Annotated in this window: 18 protein-coding genes and 1 pseudogene; 3 read left to right on the forward strand and 16 right to left on the reverse strand. The window is 74.1% G+C overall.

The genetic code is table 11. From position 1 onward, the window contains the following. Positions 1-113 precede the first annotated feature (113 nt). On the forward strand, positions 114-608 hold the full coding sequence (locus tag GCE86_RS22300) for a YajQ family cyclic di-GMP-binding protein (protein ID WP_132180567.1): 495 nt from the start codon (positions 114-116) through the stop codon (positions 606-608). Between the two features lie 245 nt (positions 609-853). On the opposite strand, the gene GCE86_RS22305 is transcribed toward GCE86_RS22300, so the two are convergent. The 9 genes from GCE86_RS22305 to GCE86_RS22345 form a co-directional block, all read right to left on the reverse strand. Further along, positions 854-2,113 (reverse strand): MFS transporter, encoded by a 1,260-nt coding sequence (locus tag GCE86_RS22305; protein ID WP_154228736.1) that lies wholly within the window; start codon positions 2,111-2,113, stop codon positions 854-856. Positions 2,114-2,297: 184 nt separating this feature from the next. Beyond that, on the reverse strand, positions 2,298-3,176 hold the full coding sequence (htpX, locus tag GCE86_RS22310; protein WP_154228737.1) for a zinc metalloprotease HtpX: 879 nt from the start codon (positions 3,174-3,176) through the stop codon (positions 2,298-2,300). A gap of 148 nt (positions 3,177-3,324) precedes the next feature. Beyond that, on the reverse strand, positions 3,325-4,791 hold the full coding sequence (locus tag GCE86_RS22315) for an NADH-quinone oxidoreductase subunit N (protein WP_154228738.1): 1,467 nt from the start codon (positions 4,789-4,791) through the stop codon (positions 3,325-3,327). Between the two features lie 55 nt (positions 4,792-4,846). Further along, a complete protein-coding gene (locus GCE86_RS22320) occupies positions 4,847-6,355 on the reverse strand; it encodes a complex I subunit 4 family protein (RefSeq protein WP_154228739.1) in 1,509 nt (502 codons plus the stop codon). Further along, positions 6,352-8,277: an NADH-quinone oxidoreductase subunit 5 family protein gene (locus tag GCE86_RS22325; protein WP_154228740.1), complete on the reverse strand. Its 1,926-nt coding sequence runs from the start codon at positions 8,275-8,277 to the stop codon at positions 6,352-6,354. Before GCE86_RS22325 ends, GCE86_RS22320 begins: the two co-directional genes overlap by 4 nt. Next, positions 8,274-8,621: an NADH-quinone oxidoreductase subunit NuoK gene (gene nuoK, locus GCE86_RS22330; protein WP_154228741.1), complete on the reverse strand. Its 348-nt coding sequence runs from the start codon at positions 8,619-8,621 to the stop codon at positions 8,274-8,276. Before nuoK ends, GCE86_RS22325 begins: the two co-directional genes overlap by 4 nt. Beyond that, positions 8,618-9,226 carry an NADH-quinone oxidoreductase subunit J family protein gene (locus tag GCE86_RS22335; protein ID WP_154228742.1) on the reverse strand — a complete coding sequence of 203 codons (609 nt, stop codon included), beginning with the start codon at positions 9,224-9,226 and terminating at the stop codon, positions 8,618-8,620. The genes nuoK and GCE86_RS22335 overlap by 4 nt, the downstream gene beginning before the upstream one ends. Continuing rightward, positions 9,223-9,816: a NuoI/complex I 23 kDa subunit family protein gene (locus GCE86_RS22340; RefSeq protein ID WP_154228743.1), complete on the reverse strand. Its 594-nt coding sequence runs from the start codon at positions 9,814-9,816 to the stop codon at positions 9,223-9,225. The genes GCE86_RS22335 and GCE86_RS22340 overlap by 4 nt, the downstream gene beginning before the upstream one ends. 58 nt (positions 9,817-9,874) lie before the next feature. Further along, complete coding sequence (locus GCE86_RS22345) at positions 9,875-10,297, reverse strand: ester cyclase (protein ID WP_154228744.1); 423 nt, start codon at positions 10,295-10,297, stop codon at positions 9,875-9,877. Between the two features lie 95 nt (positions 10,298-10,392). Between GCE86_RS22345 and GCE86_RS22350 the strand changes: the two genes are divergently transcribed. Further along, positions 10,393-11,448, forward strand: a complete 1,056-nt coding sequence (locus GCE86_RS22350; protein WP_154228745.1) for a glutathione S-transferase family protein — start codon at positions 10,393-10,395, stop codon at positions 11,446-11,448. A 21-nt stretch (positions 11,449-11,469) separates the two neighbouring features. Here GCE86_RS22350 and nuoH read toward each other — a convergent pair whose 3' ends face one another. Continuing rightward, complete coding sequence (gene nuoH / locus GCE86_RS22355; protein ID WP_154228746.1) at positions 11,470-12,432, reverse strand: NADH-quinone oxidoreductase subunit NuoH; 963 nt, start codon at positions 12,430-12,432, stop codon at positions 11,470-11,472. After that, positions 12,432-13,163 (reverse strand): NADH-quinone oxidoreductase subunit C, encoded by a 732-nt coding sequence (locus GCE86_RS22360; RefSeq protein WP_239543163.1) that lies wholly within the window; start codon positions 13,161-13,163, stop codon positions 12,432-12,434. The genes nuoH and GCE86_RS22360 overlap by 1 nt, the downstream gene beginning before the upstream one ends. A 114-nt stretch (positions 13,164-13,277) precedes the next feature. Between GCE86_RS22360 and GCE86_RS22365 the strand changes: the two genes are divergently transcribed. Continuing rightward, complete coding sequence (locus GCE86_RS22365) at positions 13,278-14,324, forward strand: glucose 1-dehydrogenase (protein WP_208818035.1); 1,047 nt, start codon at positions 13,278-13,280, stop codon at positions 14,322-14,324. A gap of 39 nt (positions 14,325-14,363) precedes the next feature. Here GCE86_RS22365 and GCE86_RS22370 read toward each other — a convergent pair whose 3' ends face one another. The 5 genes and pseudogenes from GCE86_RS22370 to GCE86_RS22390 form a co-directional block, all read right to left on the reverse strand. Then, complete coding sequence (locus GCE86_RS22370) at positions 14,364-15,680, reverse strand: DUF2252 domain-containing protein (RefSeq protein WP_154228748.1); 1,317 nt, start codon at positions 15,678-15,680, stop codon at positions 14,364-14,366. Between the two features lie 36 nt (positions 15,681-15,716). After that, on the reverse strand, positions 15,717-16,292 hold the full coding sequence (locus GCE86_RS22375; protein ID WP_154228749.1) for an NADH-quinone oxidoreductase subunit B: 576 nt from the start codon (positions 16,290-16,292) through the stop codon (positions 15,717-15,719). Positions 16,293-16,704: 412 nt separating this feature from the next. Further along, the gene (locus GCE86_RS22380) at positions 16,705-17,145 is read right to left on the reverse strand and encodes a hypothetical protein (RefSeq protein ID WP_154228750.1); all 441 of its coding nucleotides are present in this window, start codon (positions 17,143-17,145) and stop codon (positions 16,705-16,707) included. 189 nt (positions 17,146-17,334) lie between these two features. Further along, complete coding sequence (locus GCE86_RS22385) at positions 17,335-18,807, reverse strand: pyridoxal phosphate-dependent decarboxylase family protein (RefSeq protein ID WP_154228751.1); 1,473 nt, start codon at positions 18,805-18,807, stop codon at positions 17,335-17,337. Then, a pseudogene (locus tag GCE86_RS22390) lies at positions 18,804-20,217 on the reverse strand (MFS transporter). Before GCE86_RS22390 ends, GCE86_RS22385 begins: the two are co-directional and overlap by 4 nt. Positions 20,218-20,241 lie beyond the last annotated feature (24 nt).

Raw genomic sequence — 20,241 nt, forward strand, 5'->3', positions numbered from 1 at the left:
AGCAAGGATAGCGGTTGTCCCCGGGACCGGCGCAAGCGGGTACCGTCAGGGGGTCCCACGCTGGTCAGCGGGGGACGGACCAGGACAGACCGCCGGACAGCAGGAGCATGAGCATGGCAGCGAACCCGTCGTTCGACATCGTGAGCAAGGTCGACCGGCAGGAGGTCGACAACGCCCTCCGCCAGGCGGAGAAGGAGCTCGCGACGCGGTTCGACTTCCGCGGCACCGGCGCCGAGATCTCCTGGTCGGGCGAGGAGGCGATCAGCCTCCAGGCGGAGACCGAGGAGCGCGTCCGGGCCGCCCTGGAGGTTTTCAAGGAGAAGCTGGTCAAGCGGAACATCTCGCTGAAGTCGCTGGACGCCGGAGACCCCCGGTCGTCGGGCAAGATCTTCAAGATCGACGCCAAGGTGATCCAGGGCATCGACTCGGACAAGGCCAAGGCCATCAGCAAGAAGATCCGGGACGAGGGTCCGAAGGGCGTGCAGGCGCAGATCCAGGGCGACCAGCTCCGGGTCACCGGCAAGAAGAAGGACGACCTCCAGGCCGTCATCGCGCTGCTCAAGGGCGAGGACTTCGGGGTCGCCCTCCAGTTCACGAACTACCGCTGACGCCACGTGCCCGGCCGCCGTCCGGATCGACACCGGTCGGCGGCCGGCCCCACCGAGTTCACCAGCCAGGAGCTGACGGTGGTCGGCGGCCTCGGCGTCTGAGGCCGCCGGCCACGGTCAGCGCGAGAAGATCAGCAGCAGGATCACGGTCACCACGGCGCTGACCAGGATCGAGCCGAGGCAACCGACCCGGTTCGAGAAGAAGAGGAACATACGCGGGCTTTACCCGGCCCACGGGAATCCGATCAGGCGACGAGGGACTGTTCGGCGCGTACCGCGGTGGCCTCGGCGCGGGCGATCGGCCCGCCGCGCGGCGCGGCGACCGCGGCCCCGACGGCGACCGCCGCCCCGGCGAAGACGAACGCCCAGGGCACGCCACCGGCGTGGTCGACGATGAGCCCCGCCACCGCTCCCCCGGCGGCGCTCGCCGCCACCGACATGGTGACCACCCAGGTGTACGCCTCGTTCAGCATGCCGGCCGGCGCGATCCGGCCGACCAGGGTGTTCTCCAGGGTCAGCGCGGGGGCGATGGTGGCGCCGCCCAGCACCAGCGCGACGCCGAGCGCGGCCGGGTCGGGCATCACGGCGAAGACGGCGAAGCTGGCCGCGACCGCGCCGAGCAGCCAGGCGAACTGGCGGGTCATGTTGGCGGCGGGCTTGCGTACCCCGAACCAGAAGCCGCCGAGGGCGCTGCCGATGCCCCAGACGGCGAGCAGCACCCCGGCGAGGCTCTCCGGGTCGTCGGCGGTGGCGTTCCCCGCGAAGGCCGGGACGATCACGCCGGCGGCGCCGAAGGCGATGCCGAGGCTGGCGACGCAGAGCAGCAGGGCCGGGAAGCCCCCCACCCGCAGCGGGCCGAGGCCCTTGGCGTGGTGCTCGCGCGGGTGCGGCCGCCAGCCGCGCATGACCCGGCCGAGCGCGACGGCGGTGGTGCCGACCAGGGTGACCACGGCGGCGCCGACCAGCGCGGCGGCGGCGTCGGCGACCAGGACGAAGCCGGCCACCAGCAGCGGGCCGAGTACGAAGACGACCTCGAAGAGGGAGGTCTCGGCGGCGAGCGCGGTGTTGCGCAGGTGGGCCCGGCCGGTGGCGGGGGCCGTGAGGTCGTTCCAGGCGCCCCGGATGGCGGCGGTGAGTGGCGGGTACGTGGCGCCCGCGACACCGGCGGCCAGGTAGATGAGGGGGAGGCTGCCGGACCCGGACCGGCTGGCGCCGAGCAGCCCGAAGAGGGCGAGCGGGTGGGCCACGGCGGTGGCCAGCAGCACCGGGGTGGGGCCGACGCGGTCGGCGACGCGCCCGGCGATCGGGCTGAGCGCGGCGCCGGAGAGCGCGTAGATGCCGCCCGCGACGGCGGCGAGCGAGTAGCGGCCGGTGACCTCGGCGACCACCAGCAGCAGCGCCAGCGGCGTCATGCCGATCCCGAGCCGGCCGATGATGCCGAGGATCAGCAGCATCGGGGCGCCGGGGATCCGCCAGACGCCCAGGTACTGGCGCAGTGCGGCCACGGTCGACCTCCAGGGGTGTAACGAGCGGGAAACGTTTCGACCCTAACGCCGGTGCGTATCCGAGGGAAACGGTTTGTGCCCGGACACACCGCCCGGCCGGACACACCACCCGGCCGGACACCCCCCGCCCGCACGCCACTCCGCCCGCGTCCGGGTGGACGCGGGCGGAGGCGGTCGGTACGGGTCAGCGCTGGAACTGCACCGGCCCGGAGTTTCGGGCCAGCTGCTCCAGCCGGGCCACCCGCTGCTCCATGGGCGGGTGGGTGGCGAACATGGCGGCGAGGCCGCCACCCCGCTTGAACGGGTTGTCGATCATCAGGTGCGCGGTGCTGGTGAGCTGGCCCTGCGGCGGCAGCGGGCGCGCCTGCGTACCCAGGTGGATCTTGCGGAGCGCACTGGCCAGGGCCAGCGGGTCCCGGCTCAGCTCAGCGCCGGACTGGTCGGCCTGGAACTCCCGGCTCCGGCTGATCGCCAGCTGGATCAGGGTGGCCGCGATCGGGCCGAGGATCAGGGTGAGCAGCAGCACCGCCGGGTTCGGGGCGTCCTCGTCGTCGGAGGAGCCCAGCGGGATGAACCACGCGATGTTGGCGAGCGCGGTGATGATGCCGGCGAGGCCGGCCGCCACGCTGGAGATCAGAATGTCCCGGTTGTAGACGTGCGACAGCTCGTGGCCGATGACGCCCCGCAGCTCCCGATAGTCGAGGATCTCGACGATCCCCTGGGTGACGCAGACCGCCGCGTGCTCCGGGTTGCGCCCCGTGGCGAACGCGTTGGGCTGCGCCGTCGGGCTCACGTAGAGCCGGGGCATCGGCTTGCCCGCCTGGGTGGAGAGCTCCCGGACCATGCGGTACAGCTCGGGGAACTGTGCCTCGCTGACCGGTTGCGCCCGCATCGAGCGCAGCGCGAGCTTGTCGGAGTAGAAGTAGGTGACGCCGTTCATCAGCAACGAGATGACGACGGCGAAGACGAGACCGCCGCTACCGCCGAACCAGTAGCCGACCGCGAGGATCAGCGAGGTCAACAGGCCGAGCAGCGCTGCGGTCTTGAGACGGTTGTGATGCACGATCTCTCCTTCGGTGCGCGCGCCCGCACGGGGCCCGCTGACCGGTTCAACAACACCGGTACCCGCCAACCATCCTGCTCATGGCTGAAAGTTGGCTGAGGATTCCTGTGCGCGGGCTGTGGCAGGCTCCCACCGGGGGACGAACCGGTCAGCGGGCCGCCACGTCGAGCACCAGTTGCGGCGCGAAACCGAGCACCACGGCCAGCGCGGTGGCGACCCCGAGCGCGAGCACCACGACCCGGCCCGGGCGGACCGCCACACCGCCGGGCGCGGCGTAGAGGGTGGCGGCCAGGCGCAGGTAGTAGGCCAGGCCGATCACCGCGTTCAGCGCCACCACGAGGGCCAGCCAGCCGGCGTGCCCGGCCAGCAGCGCGCGGACCACGGTGACCTTGGCGAACAGGCCGGCCAGGCCGGGCGGCAGCCCGGCCAGCCCGATGAGGGCGAGCGCGAACGCGCCACCGACCCACGGGTGCCGACGTGCCGCGCCGCGCAGGTCGGCCAGGGTGCCACCGTCACCGTCCGCGGGCCGCAGCGCCACCACCGCGGCGAACGCGGCCAGCTCCAGCAGCACGAAGAAGACGGTGTACGCGACGGCCGCGGCGTACGCACCGGCGCGGGCGTCGGCGTCGCGCCCGGCGGCCAGCGCGAGCGCGCCCAGCGGGGCGAGGATGTAGCCGGCCTGGGCCACGGACGACCAGGCGAGCAGCCGGACCGTACGCCGCTGGCGCAGCGCCACCAGGTTGCCCACGGTCATGGTGAGCACCGCCAGCAGGGCCAGCACCGGACCGGTCACGTCGGCCGGCAGCGCCCGCTGGACCACGGCGAGCAGGGCCACCACGCCACCCAGCTTCGAGGCGGTCGACAGGTACGCCGCCACGGGCAGCGGCGCGCCGTCGTAGGTGGCGGGTGCCCAGGCGTGGAACGGCACCGCGGCGACCTTGAACGCCAGCCCGGCCACCACCAGCGCCACGGCGACCGTGGTCAGCGGCAGGTCGAGCAGCCCCTCCCGGTCGGCCGCGAAGGCCGCGCCGAGCCGGTCGAGGTGGACGCTGCCGGTCACCGCGTAGAGCAGCGCCGCGCCGAGCAGGGTGACCGTGGTGGCCACCACGCTGACCACGAAGAAGGTCACCGCCGCCTCGGCCCCGGCGAGGCTGCCCCGGCGCAGCCCGACCAGCACGTAGAGCGGCAGGGTGAGCGTCTCCAGCGCCACGACCAGGGTGATGAGGTCGCCGGCCGCGCCGAGCACCACGCCACCGGTCATCGCGCAGGCGAGGAGGAAACAGTACTCGCCGACCGGAATCCGGCCGGCACGCAGCAGCGGGCCGGAGAGTGCCAGCACGCCGAGGGTGAGCAGGGCGACGACCACTGCGACCAGCGCCGCCCGCCCGGTCCAGAGCCAGGAGCAGTCCGGGCCGGCGCAGAACGTCCGGCGCTCACCGGCCGCGCCGACCAGCGCCGCGCCGAGCGCGGTGCCCGCCGTGCCGAGGGCGGCCACGGCGACCGTGGCGGCGGGCCGGGCCACCAGCAGGTCGACGAGGAGCACCAGCACGGCCGTGCCGGCGGCCAGGTAGGCCGGCAGCAGCGCCACGTTGTCCACGCTCTGCACCAGGCTCATCTGCGCTCGCCTTCGTTCGCGACTGCGGGGCTCCGCTGCGCTGCACTCCTCGCGCTCACCTGGTGACCACTCCCAAAAGGGCACCCACCGGCCCAGAGGAATAGGACAGGACCAGTGCCGGGGCCAAACCGACGGCGAGGGCGAGCAGCACCAGCGGCGCCCAGGCGGTCAGCTCCGCCCCGGCCAGGCCCGGCGCGAGCGGGGCCACCGCCGGGCTGGGCCGCCCGTGGGTGACCCGGCGGAGCAGCCGCAGGAAGTACGCGGCGGTCAGCGCCCCGCCCAGCGCGGCCAGCACCGCGAGGGTGGTCCACAGCCCGCCGCCCCGCCGGACGGCGGCCACCACGGCGAACGCCTCGCCCCAGAACCCGGCCAGCCCGGGCAGCCCGAGCGAGGCGACCGCCGCGAACCCGAGCAGCCCGGCCAGCCGGGGCGCGGTCTCCCGCAGCCCGGACAGCTCGGCGAGCGACCCGGTGCGGGTGCGGTCCTTGATGGCCCCGGCCAGGAAGAACAGCAGCCCGGTGATCACGCCGTGGGCGATGTTGCCGATGAGCGCGGCCTGGAGGCCGGTGGCCGTGAGCGTGGCGACCCCGAGCAGCACGAAGCCCATGTGCCCCACGCTGGAGTAGGCGATCAGCCGTTTCAGCTCGGTCTGCGCGAGACAGACCAGGCCGCCGACTCCGATCGCCGCGACGGCGAGCACCCCGAGCACCGGAGCGGCCCAGCGGGCGCCCTCGGGAGCCACCCCGACCGCCACCCGGATCAGCCCGTACGTGCCCATCTTGAGCAGCACCCCGGCCAGGATCACGCTGCCCACGGTGGGTGCCTGGGTGTGCGCGTCGGGCAGCCAGGAGTGCAGCGGCCAGAGCGGGCTCTTCACCGCGAAGGCCAGCGCCAGCAGCGTGAACGCGGCGAGCTGGGTGCCCCGGGACAGCCCGGTGCCGCCGGTCAGCGTCACCAGGTCGGCGGTGCCCGCGGCGGCGACCACCACGTAGACGCCGACCAGCAGCAGCACCGAGCCGAAGAGCGTGTAGAGGGCGAACTTGCGGGCCGCCCGGCGCCGGTCGTCGCCGCCCCAGCCGGCGATGATCGCGTACATCGGCAGCAGGACGACCTCGAAGAACAGGAAGAACAGCACGAGGTCGAGGGCGAGGAAGGTGCCCAGGATGCCCACCTCGACCACGAGCAGCAGCGCCACCAGGGCTCGCCCGCTGCCACCGTCGCCGGGCACCCGCCAGAGCGTGTAACCGCAGCAGAGCAGGGTGAGCAGCGCGGTGAGCACGACGAGCGGCCAGGAGATGCCGTCGACCCCGAGGTGGAAGCGCAGGTCGAGGCCGGGCACCCAGGGCACGTCGAGCTGGTGCCAGGGCTGCACGGCCGGCCGGGGGCCGTAGCCGAACCAGCCGTGGTCGCCACCGACCAGCGGCAGGGTGGCGAGCAGGGTCAGCGCGGCGGCGGCCGTGCCGACCAGCCGGCCGGCCCGGTCGCCGGGGACGGCGGCGGCCGCGACCGCGCCCAGCGCGGGCACCGCGAGGACCGCGACCAGCAGGAACTGCCCGAACGTCATGAGGTCACTCCGATCAGGGCGACCGCGAGGCCGATCAGCAGCGCGCCGGCCAGCACCCCGGCCGCCGCGCGGGGCAGCGCGGCCCGGTGCAGCGCGGCGAGCCCGCCACCCAGCTCGACCGCGGCCCGGCCGCTGCCCTCCACGAGGCCGTCCACACCCAACTCGTCCCCGGTCCGCACGACCCGGGCCAGGGCCGTCGTCGGGCGTACGACGAGGGCGTGCTGGACGTCGTCGAGCCGGAACGCCCGGGCGAAGACCGGCCGCAGCGGACCCAGGAAGCGCGCCGGGTCGGCGGCCGGGTCGCGGCGCCAGCCGGCCCAGGCGACACCGGCGCCGACCAGCAGGAGCAGGAAGGGCAGGACCAGGTTCGGCGCGAGGTGGACCAGCTCGACGGCTTCGTCGGAGGCGTCTGCGGGCACCCGCAGGCGGTCGGCGAACCACGGCGCGAAGGCGGCCAGGCCGAGCAGCGCGGCGGGCACCGCGAGCAGCAGCACCGGCCAGCGCAGCACGGCGGGCGGGTCGTGCGGGTGGGCCAGCGGGGTCCGGGTCGCGCCCAGGAAGGTGCGCAGCAGCAGGCGGGTCGCGTACCAGGCGGTGACGGCGACGCCGACGAGCCCGGCCAGCCAGACCAGCCAGCCCACCCAGGCCGGGGCCGGGCCGGCGCCGTCGAGGGCGGCGGCCTGCGCGGCGGCGAGCACGCCGTCCTTGCTCCAGAAGCCGGACAGCGGCGGCACGCCGGCGAGCGCGCCGAGGCCGATCAACATGCACCAGAAGGTCACCGGCATGGCGGCGCGCAGGCCGCCCATCCGCGACATCAACGTGGTGCCGACGGCATGGATGACCACGCCGGCCGCGAGGAACAGCAGCGCCTTGAAGGCGGCGTGGGTGAGCAGGTGGAACAGGGCCGCCGCCGGGGCGCCGACGGCGAGCGCGCCGGTCATGTAGCCGATCTGGGAAACCGTCGACCAGGCCAGCACGCGCTTGATGTCGTCCTGCGCGGTGGCCGCGAACGCGCCCAGCAGCAGCGTGACCGCCGCCATCACCCCGAGCACGGCCAGGGCGGCCGGGGCCTGGGCGAACAGCGGGAAGAGCCGGGCCACCGCGTAGACCCCGGCGGCGACCATGGTGGCCGCGTGGATCAGCGCGGAGATGGGGGTCGGGCCGGCCATGGCGTCGGGCAGCCAGGTGTGCAGCGGGAACTGGGCGCTCTTGCCGGCCACCCCGGCGAGCAGCAGCAGGCAGGCCGCCGTGAGCGTGCTGGCCGGATAGTCGTGGGCCAGCACGTCGGCGATCCGGAAGCTGCCCGCGCCGACGCCGAGCAGCGCGATGCCCAGCAGGAAGCCGACGTCACCCACCCGGGTGACGAGGAACGCCTTCACGGCGGCGGCCGGCGCCTCCGGCAGCCGCCGGTCGTGGGCGATGAGCAGGTAGGAGCAGATGCCCATCACCTCCCAGCCGACCAGTAGCAGGATGAGGTCGCCCGAGACCACCACGGTCAGCATCGCGGCGGTGAACAGGCTGATCTGGGCGGCGTAGGGCGGGTAGCGGTGGTCCACCTCGACGTCGTCGTGCGGGCCGCGCCTCAGGTAGCCGATCGAGTAGACCTGCACGGCCAGGGCCACCGCGGCCACCGCCACGGCGACCAGCACGGCGACCCCGTCCAGCCGCCAGCCGAGCGTGACCCGGAGCCCGCCCAGGTCGACCCAGTCGGTGGCGGCCTCGACCGGCTCGTTCACCCGGAACAGCAGCGCCACCGCGGCCAGCAGCGCGAGCGCCGCGCCGGCCACGCCGAGCGCGATGGCCGCGCGGCGCGCCGGGTCCTCCCCGGTGGCCGCCCCGCGCGGGGACGGCGGAAGCAGCAGCCCGAGCAGGCCGGCGACCAGGGGTACGCCGGGCAGCGCGACCGCGAGCAGTCCGGTCACCGGTCCCCCTCGCCCCGGTCGGCGGCCACCCCGGCGTGCGCTTCGGTGAGCGGCACGTCGTCCACCGTGACGCTGGCCCGCAGCCGGTAGAGCTGGAGCACGATGGCCAGCCCCACGCCGATCTCGGCGGCGGCGAGCACGATCACGAAGAGCGCGAAGACCTGGCCGGAGTGCGGCAGGGCGGCCCGGACCGTGGTGTCGGCGGTGACCAGGATCAGGTTGACCGCGTTGAGCATCAGCTCGACGGCCATCAGCACGAGGACGGCGTTGCGGCGGCGCAGCACGCCGTAGACGCCGAGGCCGAACAGCAGTGCGGCGGTGACGTACGGGATGACCGGTCTCACGAGCGCCCGCCCTCCTCGGCGGCGACGGCCACCGGCTCGGTGCGGGCCGGCTCGACCGGCCCGGCCGGGCGGTCGCGGCGGGCCGGGCCGGCGGGCGGCGCCGCGCCCGGGCGGCCGATGTCAGGGCGGGACAGCACGATGGCGCCGACCAGGGCGGCGAGCAGCAGCACCGAGAGCACCTCGAAGGGCAGGACCCACGTGCGGAACACCTGCTCGCCGAGGCGCTCGGCGGTGCCCGCGGCGGGCAGGTCCACCCGGGACCAGCGGAACGCGTCGACCAGCAGCACGGCCAGCCCCAGCGCGCTTCCGGCGCCGATCAGCGCGGCCGGCCAGCCGGGCCGGTCGAGGTCGTCGGAGGGGCCGATGGGTGCCCGGGTCAGCATCACCGCGAACAGCAGCAGCACCACCACGGCGCCGACGTAGATGAGCACCTGCACCCAGGCCACCAGCTCGGCGCTCAGCACCAGGTAGTCGCCCGCCAGCGCGCCCAGGCAGACCACCAGCCACAGCCCGGCCCGGACCAGGTGCCGGGTGCCCACCACGAGCGCACCCGCGCCCACCGCCACCGCGCCAAGGGCGAGCAGCAGCACGTCGGCACCCGTCATGACGGCGTGCCTCCGCCCTGCTCGGCATCGGGCTGCGGGCGGGCCGGGGCCGGCCGCGCGGCGGGGGCCGCGGCCTTGCGGGCGGCGGTGGTCTCCTCCTTCGAGGGATCGCCGTGCGGGTCGTGGGCCGGCGGCGGCGGGACGGTGACCATCCACTCGCCGAGGTGGTCCTTGTCGTGCAGGAGGTCCTTGATGTCGTACTCGGCGTACTCGAACTCGGGCGACCAGTAGAGCGCGTCGAACGGGCAGACCTCGATGCAGATGCCGCAGTACATGCAGAGCGAGAAGTCGATGTCGAACTTGTCGAGCACGTTGCGCTGCCGGGGACGGGCGGCCCCGGGGACCGCCACCTCCTCCTTGTGCGAGTCGATGTAGATGCACCAGTCCGGGCACTCGCGGGCGCACAGCATGCAGACGGTGCAGTTCTCCTCCAGCAGCGCGATCACGCCGCGGGAGCGGGGCGGCAGCTCGGGGGCCACGTCCGGGTACTGCTGCGTGGTCGAGCGGCGGGTCATCGTCTTCAGCGTGACCGCCAGGCCCTTCACCAACCCCTCGCCGGGCACGCCGCTGCGCTCGCTCATGCCGCCCATCCTGCCCTGTGCCCCCGGCGCGCGCGACCACCACCCGGCGGATCGCCCGCCGCCCCGGTCACGCGCCGGTGGCCGGCAGCGGTGGGAGCATCTCGACGCCGAGTTGCTGGAGAACCTGGAACAGCTCGTTGACGCTCCACACGTCGGCGATCCGGCCGCTCTCGTCGAAGCGCAGGAAGGTCGCCCCCGAGTAGCTGACCACCCGGCCGGTCGGCGGCACCGGCCCGAACTGCCCGGCCTGGGTGCCGGCGGCCCGCCAGTGCACCGCCACCCGGTTGCCGGCGGCCACCACCTCGACGACCTTGTAGCGCAGGTCGGGGAAGGACGCCCGCCGGTCGCGGTGCCAGGCCAGCGTGGCCTCCGGGCCGGTGCCGCCCAGCCCCGGGCAGTCCTCGGCAATCAGGTCGTACGCGCTCTCCTCGCGGCCGGCGTTCCACACGTCGGCGATGAACCGCCGGGCCGCCGCCTCCACATCGGTCATCGCGGCAGCCTAGCCCCGGTCGTCGCGACTCGGCCTGCCGGAAGCCGGCGGAGCGACCATGATGGGACCGGACGGCGACATCCTCGGGAGGCGGCGTGGGCGGCAAGAACGACGAGATCCTCGACCGGACCGGCGGCAAGTACGTCGAGCCGGGCGGCGAGTTCACCCGGGACCAGCGGTACATCGCCACCCGGATCACGGCGGACGGGTCGAGCGGCTGGCCGGTGGAGCCGGGCCGCTACCGGCTGGCGGTCAGCCGGGCCTGCCCGTGGGCCAACCGTCTGATCATCGTCCGGCGGCTGCTCGGGCTGGAGGACGCCATCTCGATGGCCGTGGCCGGGCCCACCCACGACAAGCGGAGCTGGACGTTCGACCTCGCCCCGGGCGGCCGGGACCCGGTGCTCGGCATCGAGCGGCTGGCCGACGCCTACTTCGCGCGCTTCCCCGGCTACGAGCGGGGCATCACGGTGCCGGCGATCGTGGACGTGCCGACCGGGCAGGTGGTCACCAACGACTACGCGCAGATGAGCCTGGACCTGTCGACGGAGTGGACCGCCCACCACCGGAAGGGGGCGCCGGAGCTCTACCCGGAGCGGCTGCGCGGCGAGATCGACGAGGTCAACGCGGTGGTCTTCGCAGACGTCAACAACGGCGTCTACCGGTGCGGCTTCGCCGGCAGCCAGGAGGCGTACGAGCGGGCGTACCACCGGCTGTTCGACCGGCTGGACTGGCTGAGCGAGCGGTTGACCGGGCAGCGGTACCTGGTCGGCGACACGATCACCGAGGCGGACGTGCGGCTGTTCACCACCCTGGTCCGCTTCGACCCGGTCTACCACGGCCACTTCAAGTGCAACCGGCAGAAGCTCAGCGAGATGCCGGTGCTCTGGGCGTACGCCCGGGACCTGTTCCAGACGCCGGGCTTCGGCGACACGGTCGACTTCGACCACATCAAGCGGCACTACTACGAGGTGCATCGGGACATCAACCCGACCGGGGTGGTGCCACTCGGCCCGGACCTGGCGAACTGGCTCACCCCGCACGGGCGGGAGCAGCTCGGCGGCCGCCCGTTCGGCGACGGAACGCCGCCGCAGCCCGCGCCGCCCGCCGAGCGGGTCGACCCGGCCCACACCCCGCTGCGCGACGTCGACTGACGGCGTGGGGAGCGCCGGGCCTCACATGGCCAGGCGGACGGCGGCGGTGAGCACCAGCTGGGCCAGGGCCAGCGGGACGAGCACCAGCCAGCACAGGCGCTGGAGCTGGTCCTCGCGCAACCTCGGATAGCTCACCCGGAGCCAGATGATCACGAACGCGACGGCGAACACCTTGAGCAGGGTCCAGAGCCAGCCGAGCTGGGCGTCGGCGAACGGGCCCTGCCAGCCGCCGAGGAAGAGCACCGTGGTCAGCGCGGCGATCACCACGATGCCCACGTACTCGGCGAGCAGGAAGAACGCGAAGCGCAGGCCCGTGTACTCGGTCATGTAGCCGAAGACCAGCTCGGAGTCGGCCACCGGCATGTCGAACGGGGGCCGCCGGATCTCGGCCAGCCCCGCCACGAAGAAGATCACCATGGCCGGCGCCTGCCAGAGCAGCCACCAGGGCCGCCACGCCTCGACGATCCCGGGCAGGCTGAGCGTGCCGGCCGCCATGGCCACCGAGGCGGCGGCCAGCACCAGCGGCAGCTCGTAGCCGAGCAGCTGGGCCGCCCCGCGCAGACCGCCCAGCAGGCTGTACTTGTTGGCCGAGGCCCAGGCCGACATGAGCACCGCCAGCACCCCGATGCCGACCACGGCCAGTACGAAGAACAGGCCGATGTCCAGCGGCTGGCCCACCAGATCGCCGGGGCCGAGCGGGATGACCAGGAGGGCGAGCAGGTAGGGCACCAGGGACACGGCCGGGGCCAGCCGGAACACCGGCCGGTCCGCCTCGCGCGGGGTGACGTCCTCCTTCTGCACGAACTTGATGCCGTCGGCGACGAGCTGGGCCCAGCCGTGGAAGCCGCCCGCGTACATCGGGCCGAGCCGGCCCTGCATGTGGGCCATCACCTTGTGCTCGGCCTGGCCCACGATCAGCGGCAGGGTGAGGAACGCGACGAGCACACCCACCACCCGGAGGACCAGTTCCAACCAGGCCGGCATCAGCCCTCCCCCTCCTCGGCGCCGCCGGCCGGCCGGGGCCGGGCCGGGCGGGTGGGCCGCTCACCCGGAGCGGGACGCGCGGGGCGTTCCCGGGCGGGGCGGGCCGGCGTACCCCCGCGGGGGCCCTCCCCCACCCCGGCCGCGCCGGCCGGCGTGGGCGTCGTCCCCCACTCCCCCGGCGCCGGCACGCCCGGGGGCCGGATCGGCCGCCGGCCGCCGCCCGCCTCCGACTCGCCGGGTTCCTTGGCGCCGGGCCACGGCTTGGCGGCCCGGGAGGCGAGCACGAACTCCTTGCGCAGCGGGTGCCCCTCGAACTCCGGCGGCAGCAGCAGCGGCCGCAGCTCGCCGTGCCCGTCGAAGCCGATGCCGAACATCTCGTGGGTCTCGCGCTCGTGCCAGGCCGCGCCGGGGAACACGTCGACCACGGACGCCACGACCGGCGTCTCCCGCGGCACCCGGGTGCGCAGCAGCAGCCCGTGCCGGTGCCGGACCGACCAGAGGTGGGCCACCACGTCGAAGCCCTCGGCCAGCTCGTCGACCGCCGACAGCCAGTCGAAGAAGTCGCAGGCCAGCTCGGCGTCGTCGCGCGCCGCGCGCACCGCGTCGCGCCAGCTCGCCACGGGTACGTCGACGGTGGCGCGGGCGTGCCCCTGACCGCCGGAGACCGTGGTGGTGGCCTCGGCGGGCGCGAGCAGCGCGACAATCCGCCGGCCGACCTCTTCCGGAGTCATGCCGCTGATCCTAGGGCCGCCGGCCGGAAGCCGTATCGGGCCGTCCGCGCTCCCCGGGCCCGGATCCGCCGCTTTGCCCGGCACGGGAGCCTCCGGCGGGGAAGGATGAACGGCGTGCGCGCTGTCACTGTGGCTCCCGGAGTTGCCGACTCGCTGCGCCTCGACGACGACTGGCCCGAGCCGGCCGCGGAGGAGGGCGCGATCCTGGTCCAGGCCGTCGCGGTCGGCGTCTGCGGGACCGATCAGGAGATCATCGCGGGCGAGTACGGCGAGGCCCCGCCCGGCCAGGAGCGGCTGGTGCTCGGGCACGAGTCGCTCGGCCGGGTGCTGGAGGACCCGTCGGGGACGCTCCAGCCCGGCGACCTGGTGGCCGGGATCGTCCGGCACCCCGACCCGGTGCCCTGCCCGAACTGCGCCGTCGGCGAGTGGGACATGTGCCGCAACGGCCGGTACACCGAGCACGGGATCAAGGGGCTGCCCGGCTTCGCCCGGGACCGCTGGCGGGTGCAGCCGCGGTTCGCCGTCCGGCTCGACCCGGCGCTCGCCCCGGTCGGAATGCTGCTGGAGCCGACCAGCGTGGTGGCCAAGGCGTGGGACCACATCGAGCGGATCGGCAGCCGGGCCGTGTGGCAGCCGCAGAGCGTGCTGGTCACCGGGGCCGGGCCGATCGGGCTGCTGGCCGCGCTGCTGGGCATCCAGCGCGGGCTGTCGGTGCACGTGCTGGACCGGAACACGACCGGGCCCAAGCCCGAGCTGGTCCGCGCGCTCGGCGCCACGTACCACACCTCGACGGTGGCGGAGCTGGACTTCGCGCCGGACGTGGTGGTGGAGTGCACCGGCGCACCGGTCGTGGTGATGGACGCGATGACCAAGGCCGGAACCAACGGCATCGTCTGCCTCACCGGGGTGTCCAGCGGCGGCCGGACCATCGACTTCGACGCCGGGGCGCTCAACCGGGAGCTGGTGCTGGAGAACAACGTGGTCTTCGGCTCGGTGAACGCCAACCGGCGGCACTGGGAGCTGGCGGCGGAGGCGCTCGCCCGCGCCGACCAGGCCTGGCTGAGCTCGCTGATCACCCGCCGGGTGCCGGTCGCCTCGTACGCCGACGCGTACACCTCCGGCGGGACGGACATCAAGGTGGTGCTCGACTTCGAGCAGTGAGGCGGGGCGCCGGAGCGCGGGCTCGGGCGCCCCGGACCCTCAGATGCCGGGGAGCCGGCCGTTGCGGAACAGGTCCACGAAGAGCTGGTGGTCCTCGCGGGCCCGGATGCCGTAGGTGTGCGCGAAGTCGATGAGGTAGTCGACGAAGGCCTCCGGGTCGCCGTCCACCACCGCGACGATGGACTCCTCGGTGGAGTAGTCCACCAGGTCGTGGCTGGACTCGTCGTCGGCCACCGAGTGCATCCGGGCCACCGCCCGGCCCAGGTCGGTGAGCACCCCGGCGAGTTCCTCGGGCTCGTTGACGTCGGCCCAGTCGAGGTCCGCCGCGTACGGGGACACCTCGGCGACGAGCTGGCCGGCCCCGTCCAGCTCGGTGAAGCCCAGCCACGGGTCGGCGTGCGCCTGCAGCGCCCGCTGCGACTCGGCGGTCCGGTGCCCCTGGTGCCGGAAGTACGAGCGGACCCGCTCGTCGTCGATGTGCCGCGCGACCGCCGGCACCTGTGCCTGCTTCATGTAGATGACGACGTCGTTCTCCAGCGCCTGGGTGTGCCCCTCGAGAAGGAGGTTGTAGGAGGGCAGCCCCGCGGACCCGATGCCCACCCCCTTGCGCAGCACGACGTCCTTGATGTTCGTCGCGACCGGGCGGAGCCGGGCGGTGGCCGTCGGCAGGGTGCCCAGGTAGTGCTGGAACGCGGCGCAGACCTGCTCCCGGGTCGCGGCGTCGATCTCGTAGACCCCGTCGCCCAGGGAGAACCGGCGCTCGTAGTTGTCGATGGTGGTCTGCGTGGCGAGCAGGTCGACCCGGGTGTTCAACCGGGCCTGCTGGAGCACCCGGCGCAGCACGCCGTCGGCGTTCTCCAACGTGATCGAGCCGATCGCGTCGTCCCCGCCGGCCGCGATGGCCCGCAGCTCGGCCAGGTACGACCGGGCGAAGCCGGCCACCAGCTCGCCGATCACCCGGTCGGAGAGCGCCTTGGCGTAGCCGAGCAGGGCCACGCTGGCGGCGAACCGCTTCAGGTCCCAGGAGAACGGCCCGACGTACGCCTCGTCGAAGTCGTTGACGTTGAACACGAGCTGCCCGGAGCCGTTCATGTAGGTGCCGAAGTTCTCGGCGTGCAGGTCGCCGTGGATCCACACCCGGCTGGTCCGGTCGTCGAGGAACCGGTCGCTGGCGAAGTCGCCGCGCTGGTCGGCGTAGAAGAGCGAGGCGCTGCCCCGGTAGAAGGCGAACGGTGAGGCGGCCATCTTGCGGAACTTGCGACGGAACGCCGCCGGGTCGGTCGCCATCGACGCGCCGAACTCCTCGGTGAGCACGTCGACGATGAAGGCGGAACGCTTGTCCGCGGACTGGGTCATGATGCGCAGGCTAGCCCCGCGCCGCCACCTCGCGGCTCAGCCGGCCGGAGGACGGACCGGTGGCGCCGTGAGGGATTCCACCGGCCGGGGGGTGCTCTCGGCGGGGCCGGGGTCGACCGGCGGAGCGAGCCGGTCCGGGCGCGGCACGCCGCCGACCCCGGACTGCTCGGCGGCGATCTTCTCCTGGAGCCGGAGGATGCCGTGCAGCAACGCCTCCGGGCGGGGCGGGCAGCCGGGCACGTAGACGTCGACGGGGATGAGCTGGTCGACGCCCTTGGTCACCGAGTAGGAGTCCCAGTAGGGCCCGCCGCAGTTCGAGCAGGCGCCGAACGAGATCACGTACTTCGGCTCGGGCATCTGGTCGTAGAGCCGCTTGATGGCCGGGGCCATCTTGTCGGTGACCGTGCCGGAGACCACCATGAGGTCGGCCTGGCGGGGGCCGTGGGCGAACGGGATCACGCCGAGCCGCATGAAGTCGTGCCGGCCCATGCTGGTGGCGATGAACTCGATGGCGCAGCAGGCCAGCCCGAAGTTGAACACCCAGAGGGAGTAGCGGCGGCCCCAGTTCAGCACGAACCGGATCGGCTCGCCGAGCACGGCCGGCAACTGCACCTCGAGCCTCCCTCGCCTCTCCCCTGCGGTGACAGTCAACCACAGCGGGCCGGTGACGGAACCGGTGCGACCCGGGACCCCCGCCGCGCGTGTGAGAAGGGTCGCGGCGGGTGCCGCCGACGCTCAGGGAAGGAACAGGTGACCGTTTCGTCCGCCGGGGCGACGCGCGTCGACCGCCGCCAATACGATCCTGGTCGATGTCCCGCAGCGGACACGAACACGGGGAGTAACACCATGGCAAACGACATGCCCACCGGACGCGACCTGTCGCCCAGGAAGCAGTCCGCATTCGGCGCCCTCCGCACCGTTCCGGCCGGAATGGTGGTGCCGGTGCCGGCCACCGCCGGGTAGGCCGTCGCGGCCGGCTGAGCGTCACCCGGCCGGGCGGTTCCCGGCCGGGTGACCCGGTTCGTCAGCGCCCCGCGACCGACGGGCCGGGGCCGATCGCCGCCGTCAGCACGCTCGGGCCGGGACCGATAGCCGCCGTCAGCACCGACGGGCCGGGGCCGATCGCCAGCTTCGCCACGCCGGCGCGGAGCGCGGCGGGAAGCACCGACGGACCGGGGCCGATCGCTGCCGTCAGCACGCTCGGGCCGGGACCGATGGCGGCCGTCAGCACGCTCGGACCGGGGCCGATCGCCGCCGTCAGCACCGACGGACCGGGGCCGATCGCCCCCGTCAGCACACTCGGGCCGGGACCGATCGCCGCCGTCAGCACGCTCGGGCCGGGACCGATCGCCCCCGGCATGCCCGGGCCGGGGCCGATCGCCGAGACGGTCGCCGCCGCACCCCCACTCAGGGCAAGCCCCGCCAGGGCTGCCGCACCCATCATCGTGATCTTCCGAACGTCCATCTCAGGTCCTCCCGTGTCGGTCTTGCCGTTGACGAGAACGCTACGTATCGGCGAGATGACAGAGAACCTCCCTTTATGCAGTTATTTGTATACTTAAGTAGGTTGATGTACGGTTCTCGCTGTGCCCGTCTCCGCACCGACGAGGGCCCGGAACCAGCACGGTTCCGGGCCCTCGTGACGGGGCGGAGTTCACCAGGTCGGGCGTTGCAACAACCCGACGAACTCGGCCAGCAGGCGCTCCCGCAGCCGTACCGGCGCGGCGTCCAGCAACGTGTTCACCACCGCCATCCGTCCGGGCGTCGCCGCCCGGTCGAGCCCCAGGCCCGCGGCGAGTCCGGCGACCAGGTCCGGGGTGAGCGCCTCCGGGGTCAGGCTCGCGGCGAGCGCCAGCAGGTCCGGTGGGAGCACGACGGGCCCGGCCGTGCGGGCCGCCGCCACCGCCTCGGCCAGTGCCGGGCCGAACTCGGCCACCCGCGGGGCCACGGCCGCGGTCACCGTGAGGTGCACGCTGGCCGGCAGGCCGGCGTACGCGAGCTGCGGCTGCGTGTGCCAGCCCCGGGCGGTCAGCTCGTCCACCAGCACGAACAGATCCAGCCCCGGGTCGTCGGAGGTGAAGCAGACCACGGTCGACTCCGGCTCGGCCAGCAGCCGCAGCCCGTCGACCGCGCGGACCGCGGCGGCCAGCCCGGCGACCGCGTCCCGGGTCAGCGCGGCCAGCCGCAGGTAGCCGTCCTCGCCGAGATGCCGCAGGGTCGCGTACGCGGCGGCGATCGGCCCGCCCGACCGGGTCGAGGCGATCACCGGGTTGACCATCGTGTAGCCGGGCCAGTCCGCGTACGCGAAGTACTGCGGCGACCGCAGCCCCGGATCCCGGTGCAGCAGCACCGACACCCCCTTGGGGGCGTACGCGTACTTGTGCAGGTCGACCGAGATCGAGGTGACGCCGGGCACGGCGAAGTCGAACGGGGGCACCGGCGCGCCGAGCCGGCGCAGCCAGGGCAGTGTCCAGCCCCCGAAGCAGGCGTCCACGTGGCAGCGCACCCCGGCCGCCGCCGCCACGGCCGCGATCTCCGCCACCGGGTCGACCACACCGTGCGCGTACGACGGTGCGGAGGCGACCACCAGCACGGTCTCCGGCCGGATCGCGGCGGCCACGTCGGCGACGGCCGGGCGCAGGGTCGCCGGGTCCACGGGCACCGGGTCGAGGGCCACCCGCAGGTAGTGGGCCGCCTTGGCGAAGGCGGCGTGCCCGCTGACCGGCACCACGAGGCGCGGCTCGGCGAGGTCGGGCCGGGCGTCCCGGGCCGCCTTGACGGCCAGGATCAGCGACTCGGTGCCGCCGCTGGTGACGCTGCCGACCACGTCCGGCGCGGACGTGCCGGGGCCGCCGCCGAGCAGCCGGGCGGCCGCGCCGACCACCGCGTTCTCCATGGCCAGCAGGGACGGAAAAGCGGTCGGGTCGAGACCGTTGACGTGCGCGCTCTCGGCATACGCGGCCTGCGCCAGCTCGTCCAGCCCCGCCACCCCGGGGTCGTAGACGTAAGCGAACAGCCGCCCACCGTGCGTAGGCCGATCACCCGCCCGAAGCCCCCGAATCTCGTCAAGCACCCGCGCGGCCGAAACCCCGTGCGGTGGCAGCGCCCCCGTCGTTTCGTCGATCATGGACTTGTGGTGCCCTTTCTATGACGTTCAGCGGCTTTCGTCCGCGACCACAACTCCATGATCGGCGGAGCTGTCGTCCCCGGTGGCCAAATGCGCCGGGGTCAGGGTGTAGGCGCGGAGGAGGGCTGCCGGGGCGGCTACCAGGAGGGCCGGTAGGACCGTGAAGCCGAGGAGGACGCCCAGCCGGGCCGCCGCCGATTGGTCCGCTGCGACGCCGGTGGACGAGGAGACGTAGCCGGAGAGCTGGAGGACCAGGCCGTAGATGCCGGGGCCGAGAGCCAGGCCGAAGGTCTCCCCGGCCGTCCACAGCCCGGTGAACACCCCGGCCTGCCGCCGACCGGTTCGCGCCGTGTCGTAGGCGATGCAGTCGGGCAGCATGGCCAGCGCGAAGACCTGCTGGCCGGCGTAGCCGACGCCGATCAGGGCGACCACGGCGTACACCCCGGCGGCCGGCAACGCCGGTGACGCGACCAGGGCCAGCGCGCCGGCCGCGAAGAGCAGCGACGCGGCGACCAGGGCGGCGCGCTTGCCCAGCCGGGCGCCGGCGCGGGTCCACAGCGGCATGACCAGCAGCGCCGGGCCGACGAAGCAGGCGAACAGCAGGGTCGGCCCGCTGTCCGGGGCGCGGAGCACCTGGTCGGCGAAGTACTTCACCCCGGCCAGCACGGTGGCGACCCCGGCGGACTGGATCACGAAGCAGACCAGCAGCACCCGGAACGGCCGGTTCCGGGCGGCGACCGCGAGCTGGGCGCGCAGGCTGGGCTCGCTCTCCCCCACCGTGCCGGTCGGCGCGGAGCGGGTGCCGAGGAAGACGCCGACGGTGCCGGCCACGATCAGCACCGCCACGAACAGGCCCATCCAGCGGTGCCCCGGCACGCCGTCGCCGCCGGCGGTCACCACGGCCGGGGCCACCGCGCCGGAGACCAGGATGGCCAGCGCCAGCACCGCGATCCGCCAGGTCATCAGCCGGGTACGCTCCGCCGGGTCGGCGGTCAGCTCGGCCGGCATGGCCACGTAGGGCACCTGGAAGAAGGCGAACGCCGTGGCGGTGGCCAGGAACGCCAGGGCCACGTACGTCCCGGCGGCCGGTCCGGCGCCGAACGGCGCCGCGAAGATGGCGGCGAAGAGCACGGCCAGGGCCAGCCCGCCGCCGAGCAGCCACGGCCGGCGCGCGCCCCAGCGGGACCGGGTCCGGTCGGAGATCCGGCCGGCGACCGGGTTGACCAGCACGTCCCAGGCCTTCGGCAGGAGCACCAGCAGGGCGGCCACCCCGGCCGCGACGCCCAGCGTGTCGGTGAGGTACGGCAGCAGGAGCAGCCCCGGCACCGTCCCGAACGCGCCGGTGACCAGCGAGCCCAGCGCGTATCCGGCGTGCACCCGGCGAGGCAGGCTCCCGCCCGTTCCTGTCATGGAGCCGAATGCTACTCACGTTAT

This window comes from Micromonospora terminaliae, from assembly GCF_009671205.1.
Classification (GTDB): domain Bacteria; phylum Actinomycetota; class Actinomycetes; order Mycobacteriales; family Micromonosporaceae; genus Micromonospora; species Micromonospora terminaliae.

Bases quoted from the DNA above. Each gene is read 5' to 3' on its own strand.
- GCE86_RS22385 (WP_154228751.1), bottom strand. From the start codon at position 18,807: ATGATCGACGAAACGACGGGGGCGCTGCCACCGCACGGGGTTTCGGCC.
- nuoH (WP_154228746.1), bottom strand. From the start codon at position 12,432: ATGCCGGCCTGGTTGGAACTGGTCCTCCGGGTGGTGGGTGTGCTCGTC.
- GCE86_RS22340 (WP_154228743.1), bottom strand. From the start codon at position 9,816: ATGGGCGGCATGAGCGAGCGCAGCGGCGTGCCCGGCGAGGGGTTGGTG.
- GCE86_RS22335 (WP_154228742.1), bottom strand. From the start codon at position 9,226: ATGACGGGTGCCGACGTGCTGCTGCTCGCCCTTGGCGCGGTGGCGGTG.
- GCE86_RS22315 (WP_154228738.1), bottom strand. From the start codon at position 4,791: ATGAGCCTGGTGCAGAGCGTGGACAACGTGGCGCTGCTGCCGGCCTAC.
- GCE86_RS22345 (WP_154228744.1), bottom strand. From the start codon at position 10,297: ATGACCGATGTGGAGGCGGCGGCCCGGCGGTTCATCGCCGACGTGTGG.
- GCE86_RS22300 (WP_132180567.1), top strand. From the start codon at position 114: ATGGCAGCGAACCCGTCGTTCGACATCGTGAGCAAGGTCGACCGGCAG.
- GCE86_RS22370 (WP_154228748.1), bottom strand. From the start codon at position 15,680: ATGACCCAGTCCGCGGACAAGCGTTCCGCCTTCATCGTCGACGTGCTC.
- GCE86_RS22320 (WP_154228739.1), bottom strand. From the start codon at position 6,355: ATGACGTTCGGGCAGTTCCTGCTGGTCGCGGTCCTCGCGGTGCCCGCG.
- GCE86_RS22380 (WP_154228750.1), bottom strand. From the start codon at position 17,145: ATGGACGTTCGGAAGATCACGATGATGGGTGCGGCAGCCCTGGCGGGG.
- GCE86_RS22360 (WP_239543163.1), bottom strand. From the start codon at position 13,163: ATGACTCCGGAAGAGGTCGGCCGGCGGATTGTCGCGCTGCTCGCGCCC.